This window comes from Pseudomonas sp. S30 (assembly GCF_016518545.1).
Classification (GTDB): Bacteria; Pseudomonadota; Gammaproteobacteria; order Pseudomonadales; family Pseudomonadaceae; genus Aquipseudomonas.
The window spans coordinates 89,146-106,971 of record NZ_JACVTO010000017.1; the positions used below are offsets into that span (position 1 = coordinate 89,146).

Annotated in this window: 12 protein-coding genes; all 12 read left to right on the plus strand. The window is 69.0% G+C overall.

What is annotated here, in order from left to right:
* Positions 1 to 335 precede the first annotated feature (335 nt).
* The 12 genes from tagH (at position 336) to tagQ (ending at position 17,686) form a co-directional block, all read left to right on the plus strand.
* A complete protein-coding gene (tagH, locus tag IAE34_RS18335; protein ID WP_200140394.1) occupies positions 336 to 1,769 on the plus strand; it encodes a type VI secretion system-associated FHA domain protein TagH in 1,434 nt (477 codons plus the stop codon).
* Positions 1,770 to 1,817: 48 nt separating this feature from the next.
* Positions 1,818 to 2,309: a type VI secretion system lipoprotein TssJ gene (gene tssJ / locus IAE34_RS18340; protein ID WP_200140395.1), complete on the plus strand. Its 492-nt coding sequence runs from the start codon at positions 1,818 to 1,820 to the stop codon at positions 2,307 to 2,309.
* A 14-nt stretch (positions 2,310 to 2,323) separates the two neighbouring features.
* Complete coding sequence (tssK, locus tag IAE34_RS18345) at positions 2,324 to 3,658, plus strand: type VI secretion system baseplate subunit TssK (RefSeq protein ID WP_200140396.1); 1,335 nt, start codon at positions 2,324 to 2,326, stop codon at positions 3,656 to 3,658.
* 116 nt (positions 3,659 to 3,774) lie between these two features.
* Positions 3,775 to 5,085, plus strand: coding sequence for a DotU family type VI secretion system protein (locus IAE34_RS18350; RefSeq protein WP_200140397.1), 1,311 nt, complete (start codon positions 3,775 to 3,777; stop codon positions 5,083 to 5,085).
* Positions 5,082 to 8,588 carry a type VI secretion system membrane subunit TssM gene (gene tssM / locus IAE34_RS18355; RefSeq protein ID WP_200140398.1) on the plus strand — a complete coding sequence of 1,169 codons (3,507 nt, stop codon included), beginning with the start codon at positions 5,082 to 5,084 and terminating at the stop codon, positions 8,586 to 8,588. Before IAE34_RS18350 ends, tssM begins: the two co-directional genes overlap by 4 nt.
* On the plus strand, positions 8,585 to 9,247 hold the full coding sequence (gene tagF, locus IAE34_RS18360; RefSeq protein WP_200140399.1) for a type VI secretion system-associated protein TagF: 663 nt from the start codon (positions 8,585 to 8,587) through the stop codon (positions 9,245 to 9,247). The genes tssM and tagF overlap by 4 nt, the downstream gene beginning before the upstream one ends.
* The gene (locus IAE34_RS18365; protein ID WP_200140400.1) at positions 9,244 to 9,963 is read left to right on the plus strand and encodes a PP2C family protein-serine/threonine phosphatase; all 720 of its coding nucleotides are present in this window, start codon (positions 9,244 to 9,246) and stop codon (positions 9,961 to 9,963) included. Before tagF ends, IAE34_RS18365 begins: the two co-directional genes overlap by 4 nt.
* 14 nt (positions 9,964 to 9,977) lie before the next feature.
* On the plus strand, positions 9,978 to 12,983 hold the full coding sequence (locus tag IAE34_RS18370) for a serine/threonine-protein kinase (RefSeq protein ID WP_200140414.1): 3,006 nt from the start codon (positions 9,978 to 9,980) through the stop codon (positions 12,981 to 12,983).
* Complete coding sequence (locus IAE34_RS18375; RefSeq protein WP_233631226.1) at positions 12,983 to 13,699, plus strand: ABC transporter ATP-binding protein; 717 nt, start codon at positions 12,983 to 12,985, stop codon at positions 13,697 to 13,699. Before IAE34_RS18370 ends, IAE34_RS18375 begins: the two co-directional genes overlap by 1 nt.
* Positions 13,699 to 14,904: an FtsX-like permease family protein gene (locus IAE34_RS18380; protein ID WP_200140402.1), complete on the plus strand. Its 1,206-nt coding sequence runs from the start codon at positions 13,699 to 13,701 to the stop codon at positions 14,902 to 14,904. The genes IAE34_RS18375 and IAE34_RS18380 overlap by 1 nt, the downstream gene beginning before the upstream one ends.
* Positions 14,897 to 16,711 carry a formylglycine-generating enzyme family protein gene (locus tag IAE34_RS18385; protein WP_200140403.1) on the plus strand — a complete coding sequence of 605 codons (1,815 nt, stop codon included), beginning with the start codon at positions 14,897 to 14,899 and terminating at the stop codon, positions 16,709 to 16,711. The genes IAE34_RS18380 and IAE34_RS18385 overlap by 8 nt, the downstream gene beginning before the upstream one ends.
* A gap of 60 nt (positions 16,712 to 16,771) precedes the next feature.
* Entirely contained in the window at positions 16,772 to 17,686 is a 915-nt protein-coding gene (tagQ, locus tag IAE34_RS18390) for a type VI secretion system-associated lipoprotein TagQ (protein ID WP_442793217.1), read from the plus strand.
* Positions 17,687 to 17,826: the final 140 nt, after the last annotated feature.

Here is a 17,826-nt window from a genome sequence, read left to right on the forward strand (position 1 = left end):
AACAGGGTCACAGAAAAATCCAGAACTTCCGGGCGTGATATCGGACTGATATCGGTGCCAGAGGTTCAAAGTTGCGCATTTATGGTTTATTTCCAAAATGCTGTCAAGGTAAGCTAAGCACCTCTAAACAGGGGTGTGATCGTTTCAGCAAAACTTCAGCACGGTGCCAAAGGCGACATGATGATGAAGCGTTGGTGGGGTAGAGTGTGGAATTTTGCAGGGATAATAGACGCATTTCCCGTGACACGCTTGCATCGTTCAGGTGATCGGTTTCGTAGGGCGCCCATCCATCCATTTGAATGGAATCAGATTAAACAGGCTATGCAGGAGGCGTGATGGCACTTTGCCTAACTATCACTAGTTACCACAAGATTACGCCTGGGCAGCGCCCGGACATTACCGTGGATACCGGTGCAATCAGCATTGGAAGAAGCCCTGAAAACGATTGGACGTTGCCGGACCCGGAACGGCTGGTATCTTCCAGGCATTGTGTCGTTCAGTTCCGCGACGGTCGTTACTATATAACCGACAGCAGCACCAACGGCGTCGAGCTGGTGAATGCCGGCGTGCGTCTACGGCGCGGAAACAGTGAACCGCTGATGGACGGCGAAGTTATCCGTATCGGTGAATACGAAATTCAGGCGCGCATCGATTCGGGGTTTTCCGTGGAGGCCGTCAGCCAGCCCGGCGCGCAGAGCTTCGAGGCGTTGATGGCCAATCAGGTCGCGGCTGCCAGTGCACCCGTGGCGCCTGTTCCCGTCTCGTTTCCTCAAGGGGCGTCGAGTCACGACACGCTGCCGGACCTGTTCGACTTCCTTGGCCCCTCCAGCGTGCCACCCGCCAGCCAGCCCGATCATGTCCCGGCGCAGCAGCACGATTTCCGACCGCCTGTTCCCGTGGCGCCTGCACCTGCTCCACCGCCGCCTACGGCCCCCTCGGCTCCGGCGGCCGGGGTGATCCCAGCCGACTGGAACCCTTTCGACGATGCGCCCGCGCCGGCACCGACGACGCCCGAGGTGGCGCCCGTGCTGCCGCCGCTGCCCGCCTTCGAACCGACGCCGCCGCCCGAGCCCGCACCGCTACTCGCACCGGTTGCACCTGCCGCACCCGTTGAGCCAGCCCTTGCACCTGTCGCGCCAGCCCCCGCTGCCGCGCCCGCGAGCGCTACGGGCATGGCTGAACCGGCGTTGCTGCAGGCGTTCCTGCGCGGTGCCGGCATCGAGCACCTGCGCATCGACGCCGACGATGCCGCCGCGCAGATGGAAGCAGTGGGCCGCAGCTACCGGTTGATGGTCGAAGGCCTGATCGACGTGCTGCGCGCGCGCGCCAGCCTCAAGGGCGAGTTCCGCATGCAACAGACCACCATCGCCCCGGTGCAGAACAACCCGCTGAAGTTCGCCCCCAATGCCGACGAGGCGCTGCTGCTGTTGCTGCGCCAGGGCAGCCAGGCGTTCATGCCGGCCGACCAGGCGGTGCGCGATAGCTTCGACGACTTGCGTGCGCACCAGCTGGCCGTGATGGCGGGCGTCGAGGCGGCCATCAAGCACCTGCTGGTGCGCTTCGAGCCTGGGCAGTTGGAGGGCCGCCTGGCACCGGCAGCCGGCCTCGCCAAGCTGTTCGGTGGCTCGCGTCAAGCCCACCTGTGGCAACAGTTCACCGAGCTGTACGGGCAGATTTCGCGCGAGGCGCAGGATGATTTCCAGGACCTGTTCGGCCGCGAGTTCAGCCGCGCCTACGAGGCGCACAACGCCCGATTGCAACGCTCCTGAGGCACGGCCTCGGAGCAGGAAGAATTCCAGTACGTCATGAGGACGAACATGAGAGCCACACGACTGATCGCAGCCCTCTCCCTGGTGCTGCTCAGTGCTTGCAGCAAGGATGCGCCGGCACCGGCGCCGGCCGACGACGGTGCGCCCGGCGTGACCCTGTACTTCAGCGCCGCCGCCGGGCTCAACCCAGGCGCCGACGGTAGCGCGGCGCCGGTGCGGGTGCGGGTGTTCGAGCTCAAGAACGCCGCGGCCTTCGAGCGGGCCGACTATTTCGCCCTGGCCGAGCGCGCCCAGGCCACCTTGGGTGCGGACCTGATCGACCAGGATGAAGTGCTGTTGCAGCCGGGTCGGCAATTGCAGCTGGACCGGCCGCTGAATCCGGCCACCCGCCTGGTCGGTCTGGTGGTCGGTTACCGTGAGATCGACCGCGCCCAGTGGCGCAGCGTACTGCCGGTGCCACCACGCGATTACCAGATCAGCCTCGACGTGCGCGCCGTACGCAGCGCCGTCGCCACCCCACAACCTGCCCCTGCGCGCTAGCCGACGGAGTCATCATGTCCTGGAACAACCGTGTGGTGTGGTCGGAAGGCATGTTCATCACGACCCAGCACTTCCAGCAGCACGACCGCTACCTGGAACATCTCATCGATGCCCGCAGCCGTCCGCTGTCGGCCGCCGCGTGGGGCTTCTCCGAACTGCTGGTCGACCCGGGGCTGCTGGCCCAGGGCAAGCTGGCGATCGTCAGTGCCCGTGGCCTGCTGCCCGACGGCACGCCGTTCGACATTCCGCGCGACGACCTGCCGCCGCCGCCGCTGGAAATCCCCGATGACCTGCGTGACGCGGTGATTCACCTGGGCCTGCCGCTCAAGCGCGCCGGTGCCCGCGACACGGTCGACACCGGCGAGCCGCTGGAGGGCGCGCGCTACGTGTCCAGCGTCAGTGAAGTGCGCGACGACAACGCGCCCTTCGAGAACCGCGCGCCGCTGGCCCTGGGCAGCCGTGCGCTGCGCCTGCTGACCGAGCGCGAAGGGCTGGGTGACCACGCCGCCCTGGGCGTGGTGCGCATCCGCGAGAAACGCGCCGACCGCGCCCTGGTGCTCGACGACAGTTACATCCCGCCGCTGCTGGATGTGGCGGCCAGCAACCCGCTGGCGAACTTTCGCAGCGAACTGCTGGGCCTGCTGCACCAGCGTGGCGAGGCCCTGGCCGGGCGCGTGGTCGCCTCGGCCAATGGCGGGGCGTCGGAGATCGCCGACTTCATGCTGCTGCAACTGGTCAACCGGGCGCAGCCGCTGGTCGAGCACCTCGGCCAGTTGAGCCCGTTGCATCCCGAACGCTTGTACAGCGAGCTGGTGGCCCTGGCCGGCGAGTTCGCCACCTTCACCCAGGACGGGCGTCGACCGGAGAGCTTCCCGGCGTACCAGCACGACGACCTGGCGGCCACCTTCCAACCGCTGATGGCCTCGCTGCGCCAGGCCCTGTCGATGTTGATCGACAGCAAGGCGGTGGCCATTCCCATCGTCGAGAAGGCCTACGGGGTGCACGTGGGCATGCTCGCCGACCGCAGCCTGCTCGACAGCGCCAGCTTCATCCTGGTGGTGCGTGCCGACGTACCCAGCGAGACCTTGCGCAGCCGCTTCGGCCAGCAGAGCAAGATCGGTTCGGTGGAGCACATTCGCGACCTGGTCAACCTGCAACTGCCGGGCATCGGCTTGCTGCCGTTGCCGGTGGCGCCGCGGCAGATTCCGTTCCATGCCGGCTCCACCTACTTCGAACTCGACCGCGGCAGCGAGCACTGGAAGCAGTTGCAGCACTCCGGCGGCTTCGCGTTCTACGTGGCGGGCGAGTTCCCGGGGTTGAGCCTGGCCTTCTGGGCCATTCGAGGGTAGGACGATGGGCGTCTGTCGACAGCGGTCAGCGCGGGCCGTAGGGCCGGTTTCACAGGTGAACGAGGGGCGAACTCATCGCTCGTCGGCTTTTTTCCACGGATGGAGATCGCGCCGCGATGCAGCCTGACGATCCGCAGGGCCACGACCGTACCCAGTTCATGCCGCGCCCCGGCGGCCGCGCGCCCGCGTCGGCGGCGCCACCCACGGCCGCGCCGCCCCCGCCGCTGAACGTACCGGCCGAGCCGCTGGCGCCCGGCCAGGGCGCTGGCCTCAACCCCTTGGAGCAGGCCGCCGGGCCCTTGCTGGCGCTGCTCACGCGCCTGCGCAACACCATCGCCCATCCGGCGCCGGCCAGCCTGCGTGCGCAGTTGCTGGCCTATCTGCGCCAGTTCGAGGAACGTGCCGAGGCCGCCGGGGTGCCGCGCAACGAAGTGCTGCTGGCCCGCTATGCCTTGTGCACCGCGCTGGACGAAGCCGTGCTCAGCACGCCGTGGGGCAGCGGCAGCGACTGGGGCAAGCAGAGCCTGCTGATCACCGTGCACAACGAGGCCTGGGGCGGCGAGAAGACTTTCCAGCTGCTCGAACACTGCCTGCAGAGCCCGCGCGAGCGCCTGAACCTGCTGGAGCTGCTGTACCTGTGCACCAGCCTCGGGTTCGAGGGCCGCTACCGGGTCATGAACGGCGGCCGTGCCCAGCTCGAAGCGCTGCGCGAACGCACGGCCGCCGCCATCCGCAGCGCCCGTGGCGAACGCGAGCGCGAGCTGTCGCCGCACTGGCGCGGGGTGACCGTCAGCCGTGATCGCCTGGCGCAGTTCGTGCCGCCCTGGGTGGGCCTGGCCGTGGCGCTGGCCCTGCTGTTGCTGCTGCTGTTCGGCCTGCGCCTGATGCTCGCCGCCGATGCCGAACCGGTGTTCCGTGGCATCCACGCGCTGGGCGAGATCCCGGTGCAGGCCATGGACCGTCCGGTCGTGCAGCCCAAGCCGGTGGAGCGTCCGCGCCTGGCCGGTTTCCTGGCCGAGGACATCAAGGCCGGGCGGGTCGCCGTGGAGGACGCAGTGGACCGCTCGGTGGTGACCATTCGCGGCGACGAACTGTTCGCCTCGGCCAGCGCCAGCATCAAGGGCGACTTCGAGCCGCTGTTGCAGCGCATCGCCGCAGCCGTGGCCAAGGTCAAGGGTAACGTCCGGGTCACCGGGCACAGCGACAACCAGCGCATCGCCACCATTCGCTTCCCCTCCAACTGGGCGCTGTCCCAGGCCCGCGCCGAAGAGGTCAAGGCGCTGCTGGCGGCGCGTACCGGTCAGCCCCAGCGTTTCACCGCGCAGGGGCTGAGCGACACCGAGCCGCTGGCGTCGAACGACACCGCGCAGGGCCGGGCGAAGAATCGTCGGGTGGAAATCACAGTGCTGGCGGAGGGTGTCGAGTGAAGGCGTTGATCGGTTTCGTCATTCGCTGGGTGGTGCCGGTGCTGGGGCTGATCGCCCTGAGCCTGATCATCTGGTTCCTGGGTCCGTTGCTCGATGCGCTGGCAGCGCCCGCGCCGCGCTGGATCCTGATCGTGCTGCTGTTCGCGGTATGGATCGCCTACCGTACCTGGCGCATCGTCCAGGCGCGCCGGCAGGCTGCCAAGGTGCTGGAAAGCGTGGCGGCCGAAACCGCCCCGGACCCCACCAGCCTGGCCACCGCCGAAGAGCTGGCGACCCTGCGCCAGCGCATGGACGAGGCCCTGGCGCTGCTCAAGAAAGCGCGCCTGGGGGGCGACGAGCGGCGCAACCTTTACGAGCTGCCGTGGTACGTGATCATCGGCCCGCCCGGGTCGGGCAAGACCACCGCGCTGGTCAACTCTGGCCTGCATTTTCCCCTGGCCGCGCAGCTGGGCGAAGGCGCGATCCGTGGCGTAGGCGGCACGCGCAATTGCGACTGGTGGTTCACCGATCAGGCCGTGCTGCTCGACACGGCCGGCCGCTACACCACCCAGGACAGCCATGCGCAAGTGGACAAGGCCGCCTGGCTGGGCTTTCTCGACCTGCTCAAGGCGCAGCGCTCGCGCCGCCCTATCGACGGCGCCTTCATCGCCATCAGCCTGTCCGACCTGCTGCTGGGCAGCGATGCCGAACGCGCCGCCCATGCCAGCGCGATCCGTACCCGCGTGCAGGAACTGTACGGCCAGCTCGGCGTGCGCTTCCCGGTCTACCTGATGCTCACCAAGCTGGACCTGGTGCCGGGCTTCATGGAGTTCTTCGACGACCTGAGCAAGGAAGAACGTGCCCAGGTGTGGGGCATGACCTTCGCCCTGGACGACGGTCAGCAGGGCGACGGACCGCTGGCCCAGTTCGAGGAGGAATTCGCCCTGCTCGAACAGCGCCTGAACCAGCGCCTGGTCGAGCGCCTGCAGCACGAGCGCGACCCGGCCCGGCGCGACCTGGTGTATGGCTTCATCCAGCAGTTCGCGGCCCTGCGCGGCAACCTCAAGGCCTTCCTCGACGGCGTGTTCAAGCCCAACGCCTTCGAGGCACGCGCCCTGCTGCGCGGGGTGTACTTCACCAGCGGCACCCAGGAAGGCAGCCCCATCGACCGGCTGATCGGCAGCATGGCCCAGAGCATGGGCCTGGACCGCGCGCACCTGGCGCGACAGACCGGCACCGGGCGCAGCTACTTCATCGAGAAGCTGTTCACCGCCGTGGCCTTCGCCGAACGCGGGCTGGTGGGCAGCGACCCGAAGGTGGAGCGCCGGCGCAAGTGGATCGCCCGTGGCGCCCTGGCCCTGAGCGTGGCGCTGGTGCTGGTGGTCGGCACGCTGTGGACCCTCAGCTACCGCGCCAACCAGCAGTACATCGCCGAGGTGGACAGTCGCCTCAAGCCGTTGGGCAAGACGGTGCAGGAGCTGAGCCCGGCGCAGCGCGAGGTGCTCGAAGTGCTGCCGCTGCTCAACGCCGTGCGCCGCCTGACCGACGACCCGCCGGCCTGGGCCGAGGGCCTGGGGTTGTATCAGGGCGACATGCTCGAAAGCGAGTCCGAGAGCGTCTACCGCAAGCTGCTGATCGCGGTGTTCGCCCCGCGCCTGGTCACCCGCATCGAAGAGCAGCTGTACGCCGGTGGGCCCTCGGATTACCTCTACGAAGGCCTGAAAGCCTACCTGATGCTGGCCGACGGCGAGCACTACGACCCGGACTTCATCAAGGCCTGGATCAGCCTGGACTGGGAGCGCCACCTGCCGCGCGACCTGGCTCCCGATCAGCGCCAGGCCTTGGAGCAGCATCTGGCGGCGCTGTTCGACAAGCGCCCGCCCAATGCGCGGCTGGACCAGCGCCTGATCGACGACACCCGGCGCCAGTTGCAGCAATTGCCGGTGGCGCAGCGGGTGTACGACCGGGTTAAGCGCCAGAAGCTGCCGACGGACGTCAGTGACTTTCGCCTGAGCGACGCGGCCGGCCGCGATGCCGCGCTGGTGTTCCAGCGCAAGAGCGGCAAGCCCCTGACCGATCCGTTGCCGGGCCTGTTCACCGTCGACGGCTACCGCAAGGCGTTTCTCGCCGCGAGCCTGGCCCACGCCGAGACCCTGGCCGAAGAGCGCTGGGTGCTGGGCCGTGAGCTGAGCGAGGCCAACGATGCCAAGCGCCTGGCCGACGACGTGCGTCAGCTGTATTACCAGGACTACATCCGCCAGTGGGACGCGCTGCTGGCCGACCTGGACTTCGTGCCCATCACCAGTGCCGGGCAGGCCGCCGACGTGCTGCGGGTACTGTCCGGGCCCACGTCGCCCTTGAAGAAGCTGCTCCAGGCCGTGGCCAAGGAAACCGATCTGCAGCAGCCTACGGTGATCGACAAGGCCCAGGCCAAGGTGGAGCAGGCTGGCGTCGATCAGCTGCGCCAGCGCCTGGGCGGCCTGCTCGGCGATACCCCGGTGCCTGGCACCGAGGCGCAGGCGCATGAAGTGGATCCGGTGACCGCGCACTTCGCCGACCTGGCCGAGCTGGTGGAAACCGGCGAGGGTCAGCCCAGTTCGCTGGACGGCCTGCTGGCCGATCTGAACGCGTTGTACGTGCAGGTCAGCGCGATGGTCGGGGCCAGCGGCGAAGCGCTGCTGGGCGAGGCCAAGAACCAGGCCCAGGCCGCCTCGCAGCGGGTCTCCCTGGGCGCGGCGCGACAGCCGAAGCTGGTCCAGACCCTGGTCGGCTCGGTGGTCGGGTCCACCAACGCCATCGTCATGGGCGGGGTGCGCAACCAGCTCAACGCCGCGTGGACCAGCGAGGTGGTCAACGTCTACCGCCAGTCCCTGGCCGGGCGCTACCCGCTCAGCGCCGGCAGCCCGCGCGATGCCACCCTGGAAGACTTCGGCCAGTTCTTCGGCGTCGGCGGGGTGATGGACAACTACTTCCGCAAATACCTGCAACCCTACGTCAACACCGCCACTTCGCCCTGGAGCTGGCAGCCGGGGGCGGCGCAGAAGCTGGGCATCGGCGCAGGCGTGCTGGGCACCTTCCAGCGCGCCGCGAGCATTCGCGATGCGTTCTTCCGCACCAGTGGCGGCCTGCAGCCGGGCGTGCGCTTCGAGCTCAAGCCGGTGGCCATGGACGCCTCGATCACCCAGTTCCTGCTCGATCTCGATGGCCAGCAGGTCAGCTACGACCACGGCCCGAGCCGGCCGGTGTCGTTGCAGTGGCCGAACCCGAACAGCATCGGCGTGGTGCGCCTGTCCATCACCCCGCCGTCGGCCAGTGGTCGCTCCGGGCTGACCCTGGAGGGGCCATGGGCGTGGTTCCGTCTGCTCGACCAGTCGGACCTGAGCGCCGGGGGTTCGCCCGAGCGCTTCAACCTGCGCCTGCGCGTCGACGGCGCCAGCGTGTCCTACGAGCTGCGTGCCAGCAGCGCCTTCAACCCGTTCCGCAGCCGAGTGGTCAGCGGTTTCAGCCTGCCGGAGCATTTGTGAATCACGTCGGTTTCTATGGAAAAGTGGCCTGCCGCGGCGATTTCGTCAGCCGCGACCTGCCGCAGACCTTCATCCAGCCCTGGGACCAGTGGCTGGCCGCCGGCCTGCAAGCCAGCCAGCGGCAACTGGGCGAGCAGTGGTTGCAGGCCTACCTGGTCAGCCCGCTGTGGCGATTCGTGCTGGCGCCGGGCGTGTGCGGGCCTCAGGCGGTAACCGGTGTGGTGATGCCGAGCATCGACCGCGTGGGGCGCTACTTTCCGCTGACCATCGCCCAGGTGCTCGATCCGCAGACCTCGCTGGCCGCGCTGGTGGGCGGGCGCGACGCCTGGTTCGAGGACGTCGAGGCGATGCTGCTGGCCACCCTGGAGGAGGGCGCGGCATTCGAGGCGTTCGAGCGCGCGATCAGGCCCTACGATCCCGATGGCGGGCTGCCCGTCAGCGCCGTGACCGAGCCTGCCATCGGCGGCCTGCAACGCCTGGGGGTGACCACTGCCCAGGCCCGCGAGCGGGCGCTGGCCGAGTGCGCCTGCGCAGGCATGAGCCTGTGGTGGGGACGCGGTTCGGAACACATCGCCCCTGGGCTGATGCGCTATCCCGGGCTGCCACGCGCCGAGCATTTCGCCGCCTTCCTCACCGGCACCGAGGGCGCGGGCTCATGAGCACCTTGCACTACAGCGCGGCCAGCTACAGCCATGTGGGCATGGTGCGCAAGATCAACGAAGACGCCTGCCTGGACCTGGCGGTGGATGGCCTGTGGGCCGTGGCCGATGGCATGGGCGGTCATGCCGCCGGTGATTACGTGGCCAGCCTCACCGTCGACAGCCTGCGCCAGTTGCCCCTTCCGGCGCCGCTGGAGGAGCGGGCGCGAGTGGTGCGCGAGACCCTGGTGCGGGTCAACCATGCCGTGCGCGAGGAAACCCGCCGCCGTGGCGTGGCGATGATGGGCAGCACGGTGGTGGTGCTGGCGGTGCGCGGCGACCAGGGCATCGGTCTGTGGGCCGGAGACAGCCGGCTGTATCGCCTGCGCGACGGCCGCCTCGAGCGGCTGAGCCACGACCACAGCTATGTGCAGGAATTGCAGGACAGCGGCCTGCTCAGCGAGGCCGAAGCCCGCGTGCACCCGCGCGGCAACATCGTCACCCGCGCCATCGGCGTGGAGGACCGCTTGGAGTTGCAGAGCGTGAACCTGCACGTGCAACCCGGCGACACCTACCTGTTGTGCAGCGACGGCCTGACCAAGACCGCCGAAGACCCCGAAATCGGTGAGGTGCTGCACCACGCCGACCCCTATCAGGTGGTGCGCGGGCTGGTCCATCTCGGCCTGACCCGTGGCGCCCCCGACAACATCACAGCCGTGGTGGTGAAGGCCAATTGAACGACATCCCCGACATGCACATTCCCGGCTTCGACATCGACGGTGAAATCGGCCAGGGCGCCATGGCTAGTGTCTACCTGGCCACCCAGCGCTCGTTGCAGCGCAAGGTGGCGCTCAAGGTGATGGCCGCCAGCCTTGCCGCCGACCCGAGCTTCTGCGAGCGCTTCCTGCGCGAGGGCCGCACCCTGGCGCGCCTGGCGCACCCGAACATCGCCACCATCCATGACATCGGCAATGTCGAGACGCTGTACTACATGGCCATGGAGTACCTGCCCGCCGGCACGCTCAAAGAGCGCATCGCCGCCGGCCTGGACCCCGAGCAAGGGCTGCTCTACGTGCGCCAGATGGCCCAGGCGCTGGGCTATGCCCACGCCCAGGGCCTGGTGCACCGCGACGTCAAGCCCGCCAACATCCTGTTCCGCGCCGACGGCACGGCGGTGCTGTCGGACTTCGGCATCGCCAAGTCGCTGGACGACCACACCCAGTTCACCCAGGCCGGTTTCGCCGTCGGCACGCCGAGCTACATGAGCCCGGAACAGGCGCGCGGCCTGGAGATCGACGGCCGCGCCGACCTCTACGCGCTGGGCGTGGTGCTGTACGAGATCCTGGTCGGCAAGCTGCCGTACGGGGGCATCGACGCCCTGTCCACGGCGCTGGCGCACCTCACCGAGCCGTTGCCGGAACTGCCCATCGAGCACGGCCGCTACCAGGACATCCTGCACGGCCTGCTGGCCAAGGACCCCAACGCGCGCTTCGCCGATGCCGACGCGCTGCTTGCGGCCCTGGACCGGCTGCCGGCCACCGACGACCTGACGCTGATCAGGCCGCTGCCCTTGCCTGCGCAGGCTCCGACGCCCGCGCCTGCGCTGGGCGGCCTGACGCCGGTTTCCATCGACATCCCCAGTGCCGCGCCAGCGCCCATCGAGCCGCCGCCCATCGTCCGCGAACCGTCGCCCGCCGCCCCTGCGCCCGCGAAGAAAAAGCCGCCCTTCGCCCTGCTCGCCGTGGCCATCGCCGCGGCGCTGGGGCTGGCGGCAGGCGGCTACTGGCTGTTCAGCGGCAGCGCCACGCCCACGGTCGACGCGCCCGCGGCGCAGACCCCCGCCCAGGCCACCACGGCGCCACCCTTGGTCCAGGCCCCCTCGGACGACAATCGCCCGCTGCTGATGCCCGGCAAGAAAACTCTGTTCCAGCGCGTACTGACCAAGCCCGGCGCCCGCTTGAGCGATGCGCCTGGCGGCGCGGCCGGGGACGCCCTCCCGGCGTTCTCGGTGCTGTACGTGTACCAGCGCAAGGACGTCGACGGCCAGGCCTGGGTGCAGGTGGGCGCCGCCAGCGATGGCCAGCGCGAAGGCTGGCTGGCCGCCGAGCAGACCAGCGACTGGAAGCAGAGCCTTGTGCTGAAGTTCACCGAACGCTCCGGCCGCGCGCCGGTGATGTTCCTGCGCAAGCCCGACGACGTGCAGCAGCTGCTCGACGACAGCAACCGTGCCCGCGCGCAGCTGCTCGACGCGCAGAACGATCCGGCCAAGGCGCCCGAGGTGCTGGCCCTGGAGCCCACGGCCAGCGCCGTGCCGCAGCAGCAATTCTACCTGATGCCGATCTTCGACTACCGCGAGAGCTTCGATGCCGATGGCCAGCCCGCGCAGTTGCTCAACATCGCCTCGATCGACCCCGGCAGCGCCGGCGCGGCACCGGCCGACGCGCCCAAGGCGACCCCGGCCGCCAGCGCGGCCAGCGTCGACAACAACTTCCGCACCGGCATCGTGCTGGTGGTGGACACCTCGGTGTCGATGCAGCCGTACATCGACCGCGTCCGCCAGGTGGTCAGCGAGTTGCAGGCGCAACTGGCCGAGCGCGGCGAGCTGGACAGCGTCAGCTTCGGCCTGGTGGGCTTTCGCAACAGCGTCAAGCGCACCCCTGGCCTGGAGTACCTGAGCAAGACCCTGGTGACCCTGGACGAAGGCCGCGACCCGGCCCGCTTCCTCAAGGCCGCCTCGCAGGTGAAGGCCACCACGGTGTCCAGCCAGTCGTTCAACGAAGACGCCTTCGCCGGGGTGATGCAGGCGGTCAATGGCATGGACTGGTCCGGCTATGGCGGGCGTATCGTGCTGTTGGTCACCGATGCCGGCGCGCTGCGCCAGAGCGACCCGCAGAGCAGCACGCAGATGAACGAAGCCGAAGTGCGCCAGGCGGCGCTGAGCAAGCAGGTGAAGATCTACGCCCTGCACCTGCGCACGCCGGCTGGGGTCAAGAACCATGGCTCGGCCGAACAGCAGTACCGAGTGCTCACCGCCGACGCCAACCCGCGCATCGGCGACCTCTACGTCGGCGTGCCGGGCGGCGAAGTGAACGCCTTCGGCGAGCGGGTCAGGGAGATCGGCTCGACCTTCGCCGACCTCGTTCACCAGGTACGCAACCAGCAGCCGCAGAAGGCGCCGGAGCTGGCCGCAGGTTCCAGCCTGGCGGCCAAGACCCAGGCCATCGGCTACGCCATGCACATGGACTTCCTCGGCCGGCACAGCGCCAGCCAGGCCCCGCAGCTGGTCAGCGCCTGGACCGCCGACCGCGACCTGACCAACCCGGCGCTGCCCACCCTGCAAGTGTGCGTGCTGCTCACCAAGTTGCAGCTCAACGACCTGCAGCAATCGCTCAAGCTGATCGTCGATGCCGCGCGCAAGACGCGTAGCTCGCCTGGCGATTTCTTCAACGAGATCGCCAGCGCCAGTGCCTACATGAGCCGCGACCCCAGCGCCCTGACCAAAGGTGCCAACCTGGCCCAGGGCGGCGTGCTGGGCGAGTACCTCGACGGCCTGCCGTACCGCAGCAAGTCGCTGAGCATGACCCAGGACCTGTGGCTGTCGCTGTCGGTGGCCGAGCAGGAAGACTTCATCGACGAGCTGGAGTCGAAGATCCGCCTGTACGAGACCTTCCACAACGACATGGCCAACTGGGTGCGCTTCGGCAATGCCGAACCGGGCGATGCTCTGTACCGCGTCCCGCTGTCGACGCTGCCGTGATGATCGACCTGCACGGCGTGCGCAAGACACGCGGCCACGGCGCCCAGCGCTACAGCCTGGCGATCGACGATCTGCAACTGGCGAGCGGCGCGCGGGTGGCGCTGGTCGGCCCCAGCGGCTGCGGCAAGAGCACCTTGCTCGACTTGCTGGCGCTGGTGCTGGCGCCGGACGCCGCCGAGCGCTTCAGCGTCGAGCTGGCTGGCAGCGCCGAGGACATCGCCAAGCTATGGCGTGCGCGCCAGCTGGATCACCTGGCGACCTTGCGCAGCCGGCACCTGGGCTACGTGCTGCAAGCCGGCGGGCTGCTGGGCTTTCTCGACGTGCGCAGCAACATCCGCCTGCCGCGTGAGCTGCTGGGCCTGGCCGACGACGGCAGCGTCGAACGCCTGGCCGAGGCCCTGGATGTCGCCGACCAGTTGCACAAGCGCCCGGTCGAGCTGTCTCTGGGCCAGCGCCAGCGGGTCAGCTGCGCCCGCGCCCTGGCCCATGGGCCGACGCTGTTGCTGGCCGACGAACCGACCGCCGCCCTGGACCCGATCAATGCCGAGCGGGTGATGCAATTGCTGCTGCGCCAGGCCGACACGTACCAGGTGACCTGCGTGATCGCCACCCACGACGAGCGCCTGGCCCGCGAGGCCGGTTTGCGCATGCTGCGCCTGCACTGCCGGCGCGATGCCGATGGCGGGGTCACGGCGACCCTGGAGCAGGCCGCCTGATGCGCCCGCTGCTGATCGCCAGGCTGGCCTGGCAGGATTACCGCCAGGACGCGCGGCTGTCGGCCTGCGCGGTGCTGGCGCTGGTGGCGGTGATCGCGCCGCTGCTGGTGCTGTTCGGCCTGAAGTTCGGCCTGATCGGCAGCCTCACCGAGCGCTTGCAGCGCGACCCTGGCGTGCGCGAGATCATCGCCCTGGGCGGCGGGCGCTTCAACGCCGAGTTCATCGCCCGGCTGGCTGCGCGCCCCGACGTGGCCTTCGCCATCCCACGTACCCGGCAGATCGCCGCCACCGCCGAGCTGCTGCTGCCCGCGCAAGGGCGCGGGGTGACGGTGGAGATGCTGCCGACCGCTGCGAACGATCCGCTGCTCGATGGCGCCGTGGCGCCGAATGCAGCGGACCTGCGCGATGTGGTGCTGAGCTACACCGCCGCTGAAAAGCTCGGCGCCCGGGCGGGTGATCGCCTGCTGGCCAGTTTCAGCCGTCGCCAGGGCGGCGAGGTGCAGTGGCGCCAGACGCCATTGCATGTGCGTGCGGTGCTGCCACTGGCGTCATTCGAACGCGACGGCCTGTTCGCCTCGCTGGCCCTGCTGGAGGCCGCCGAAGACTACCGCGATGGTCGCGCCGTGCCGGCCCTGGGCTGGGACGGCGACAGCGCCGCACCTGCGGCCCGGGTTTATCCGGCCTTCCGCCTCTATGCCCGCACCCTGGACGACGTGGAACCGCTGCGGCGCTTCTTCGCCGAACGCAAGCTGCTGGTCTCGACCCAGGCGGCGCAGATCGCCCAGGTGCAGTCGTTGGGTCGCAACCTGGACCTGGTGTTCTGGATCATCGCCAGCCTGGCCGTGGCCGGTGCGGCGGCGGCGATCGCGGCGGGCGCGGTGGCGGCGGTGGAGCGCAAGCAGCGCGAGCTGGCGGTGCTGCGCCTGCTGGGCCTGGGCACCGCCGCGCTGCTGCTGTTCGTGGTGCTCCAGGCGCTGTACAGCGGGCTGCTGGCCGCCGCCCTGGCGGCACTGCTGTACCTGCTGGCCGAGCAGGGCCTGAATCGCGTGTTCATGCAGGTGCCGGGCGAGTACGCCGCGCAACTGCTGCCCGTGCACTATGTCGTCGCCCTGCTGTCCGTATTGCTGGCCAGTACCACCGCTGCCGCCCTGGGTGGCTGGCGTGTGGCGCGTATCGACGCTTCGCAAGGAATTCGAGATGTCTGACCTTCGCCCGACGCTGACCGCCCTGGCCGTCACCGTGCTGACCGTCACCGCCCTGAACTTGGCGGCCTGCTCGCCGGCCGACGGCGACGATAAATCCAAGGCCGCTTCCGCGCCTTCGGCAACCACTGCTGCCGAGCCTGCCGCCACCGCCAAGCTGGACAATCCCAAGCCGCTGCCCGACGACGTCAGCCTGCCGTTGCCCTGCGGCGGCGAGATCGTCTTCCGCCAGGTGTACGTGCTGGCCCAGGGCAGCCTGGACGACCGCGAGGTCAACCTGGGCTATCCCTTCAGCGAAGGCGAGGCGGGCTACAAGCAGTCGTTCATCTCCGGCTATCGCCGCGACTTCATCAACGGCCAGTTCAGCCTCCAGGACCTGTCGCCCGCCTGGCAGAAGCAGGTCGCAGGCAGCCTGCCGAAGGTCGCCGCCGACAGCCCGCTCAAGCCGATGATGTACTTCATCGGCAAGTACGAAGTCACCGCCCGCCAGTACGCTCAGGTGATGGCCCAGGCCCAGTCGCTGGCCAGCGGCGAAGCGGCGCCGGCGTGCGAACCGGTCACCGAGGCGGCCGGTCGGCTGCCCAAGGTCAAGCTGTCGCGCTTCGAGGCCGAGCGCTTCGCGGCGGTGTACAGCGCCTGGCTGATGCAGCATCACCGCGAGCTGCTGCCGGTCAGCGGCCGCGGCAGCCAGGCCGAGGATGGCGGGATCGGATTCGTGCGCCTGCCCACCGAGGTGGAGTGGGAATTCGCCGCCCGGGGCGGCTCGGCGGTCAGCCGCCAGCAGCTCGACGGGCGGCTGTTCCCGCGCCACGTCGAGGGCAGCGACAGCGACGGGCCGTTGTCGGACTGGGCGGTGTACAACCAGGTGGCCGGCGGCACCGGCCAGGCCGCGCGGCTGATGCCCATCGGCACCAAGCTGCCCAACCCGCTGGGGCTGTTCGATGTGATCGGCAATGCCGCCGAAATGGTCCAGGAGTCGTTCCAGCTGGTCCACGCCGGACGGCGCCAGGGCGCCTATGGCGGTTTCGTGGTCAAGGGCGGCAACTACCTGGAAGGCGAAACCACGCTGTTCACCGGCATGCGCCGCGAATACCCGCTGTTCGGCGCCGACGGCACCGAGCAGCGCAACGAAACCACCGGTTTCCGGTTGGCCATCGGCGCGCTGTCGGCGCCGCGCTCGCGCTATCAGGAGCTGTTCGAGCAGTGGCAGAAGGAAGGCCGCCTGGCCGGCCTGACCGACGACATCGCCGCCGCCGACGACCCCACCCAGCGCCTGGACGCGATCATCAAGGCCTCCACCGACCCGCGCCTGCAAGGCGAGCTGGGCCTGGTCAACGAAGAGCTCAAGCGCAACGTGTCGCTGATCGCCCGCCAGCGCGAGGAAGCGGCCGGCAACCTGATCCAGTCCGCCGCGCTGGTGGCCGAGACCATCAACAACTACAACATCCGCCTGACCAACCTGCAGAACACCCAGGCCAAGGCCCAGGCGGCCGGCGACCAGACCAGCGCCAAGCTGTACGGCGCCGCCATCGCCAACGGTCGCAGCGCCCTGGACGGCGCCCTGGCGATCTACATCGACAACCTGGCCAGCGGCACGCGCTACACCGATGCGGTGATCCAGGCGCAGTTCCAGCAGGTCAAGCAGGAACTGCAGCGCAAGCCAGTGCTGGGCCGCAGCCTGGAGGCGCGCGCCACCCTGTTCGTTCGCCATGTCGGGGAGTACCGCCAGAATCGGCGGGCAGACTCGGCGACGATCCTCAAGGAGCTACTGGCCTCGGCCGCCGCCCGACCCGACACCCGAACCCCATGAACCCAACCACCGGTCGGCATGACGCTGACCGGGTCTAGACCACCCGAGAGAGAAACGACCATGCGCATGAAACGCACCTCCCTGATCTCCGCCTCCAAGGCCCGAGCCGCCCTGTTGCTGGCCGCCGGTTTCAGCAGTGTGCTGCTGACCGGCTGTGCCGGCTCGCCGGTCTCCAAGGTCGGCGCCAGCACCCAGGTGGAGTACTACCCCAACTGCTACGAGCCGGTGCAGCACCTGCGCTCCACCGACGGCGACATGACCCGCTCGGTGGCCACCGGCGCTCTGCTCGGCGCGGTTGGCGGCGCCATCACCGGTGCCCTGGTCGACGGTGACAAGCGCGGTCGCAACGCCGCCATCGGTGCCGCCGGCGGTGCCCTGGTGGGCGGCGCGGCAGGCTACTACACCGAGCGTCAGAAGCAGATCAGCGACGACAAGCAGCGCATCGCCTCCTACGCCGCCGACATCGACAAGAGCGCCGCCGACCTGGACCGCACCACCCAGTACGCCAAGGCTTCCCAGTCGTGCTACCAGCGCGAGTTCGCCAGCCTGATCCAGAACCGCAAGGCCAACCGGGTCAACGACACCGAGGGCCGCAAGCGCCTGGCCGAGATCGTCGCCGGGCTGCAGGAATCCAACAACCTGCTGACCGCCGTCAACGGTCGCCTGGGTGAGAACCTGGACAACTACACCCAAGCCTACGAGCAGGACCTCAAGCAGGTGGGCGTGCAGCGCTCGCAAGTGGTCGCCGCCGTGGAGCCGCCGAAGGCCACCGGCAAGAAGACCAACAAGAAAGCCACTACCGCCAGCAGCAAGGTGCCGACCGAAGCGGTGGCCACCGAGAAGACCCTGCAGAACGCCAGCAGCAAGAAGGCCCAGGCCCAGCAAGTGGCCAAGGCCGGTTCCGACCAGGTCAACAGCATGTGCCGCAACCCGGACATGGGCGACTGGGCGCCGGTGCCTTGCCCGAACGTCTGAGGCTGACGCTGTAGGGGCGCCGCGCGTCCCCGTCAGCACCGGCATGGCGCCCCGGCCAACCGCTCCCTCACGGGCGCAGGGGCGCTTTCCAGGCAGCACCGGGCCTTCCGGTGCTGCGCTGCGACCCAGGCCCAAGGCCT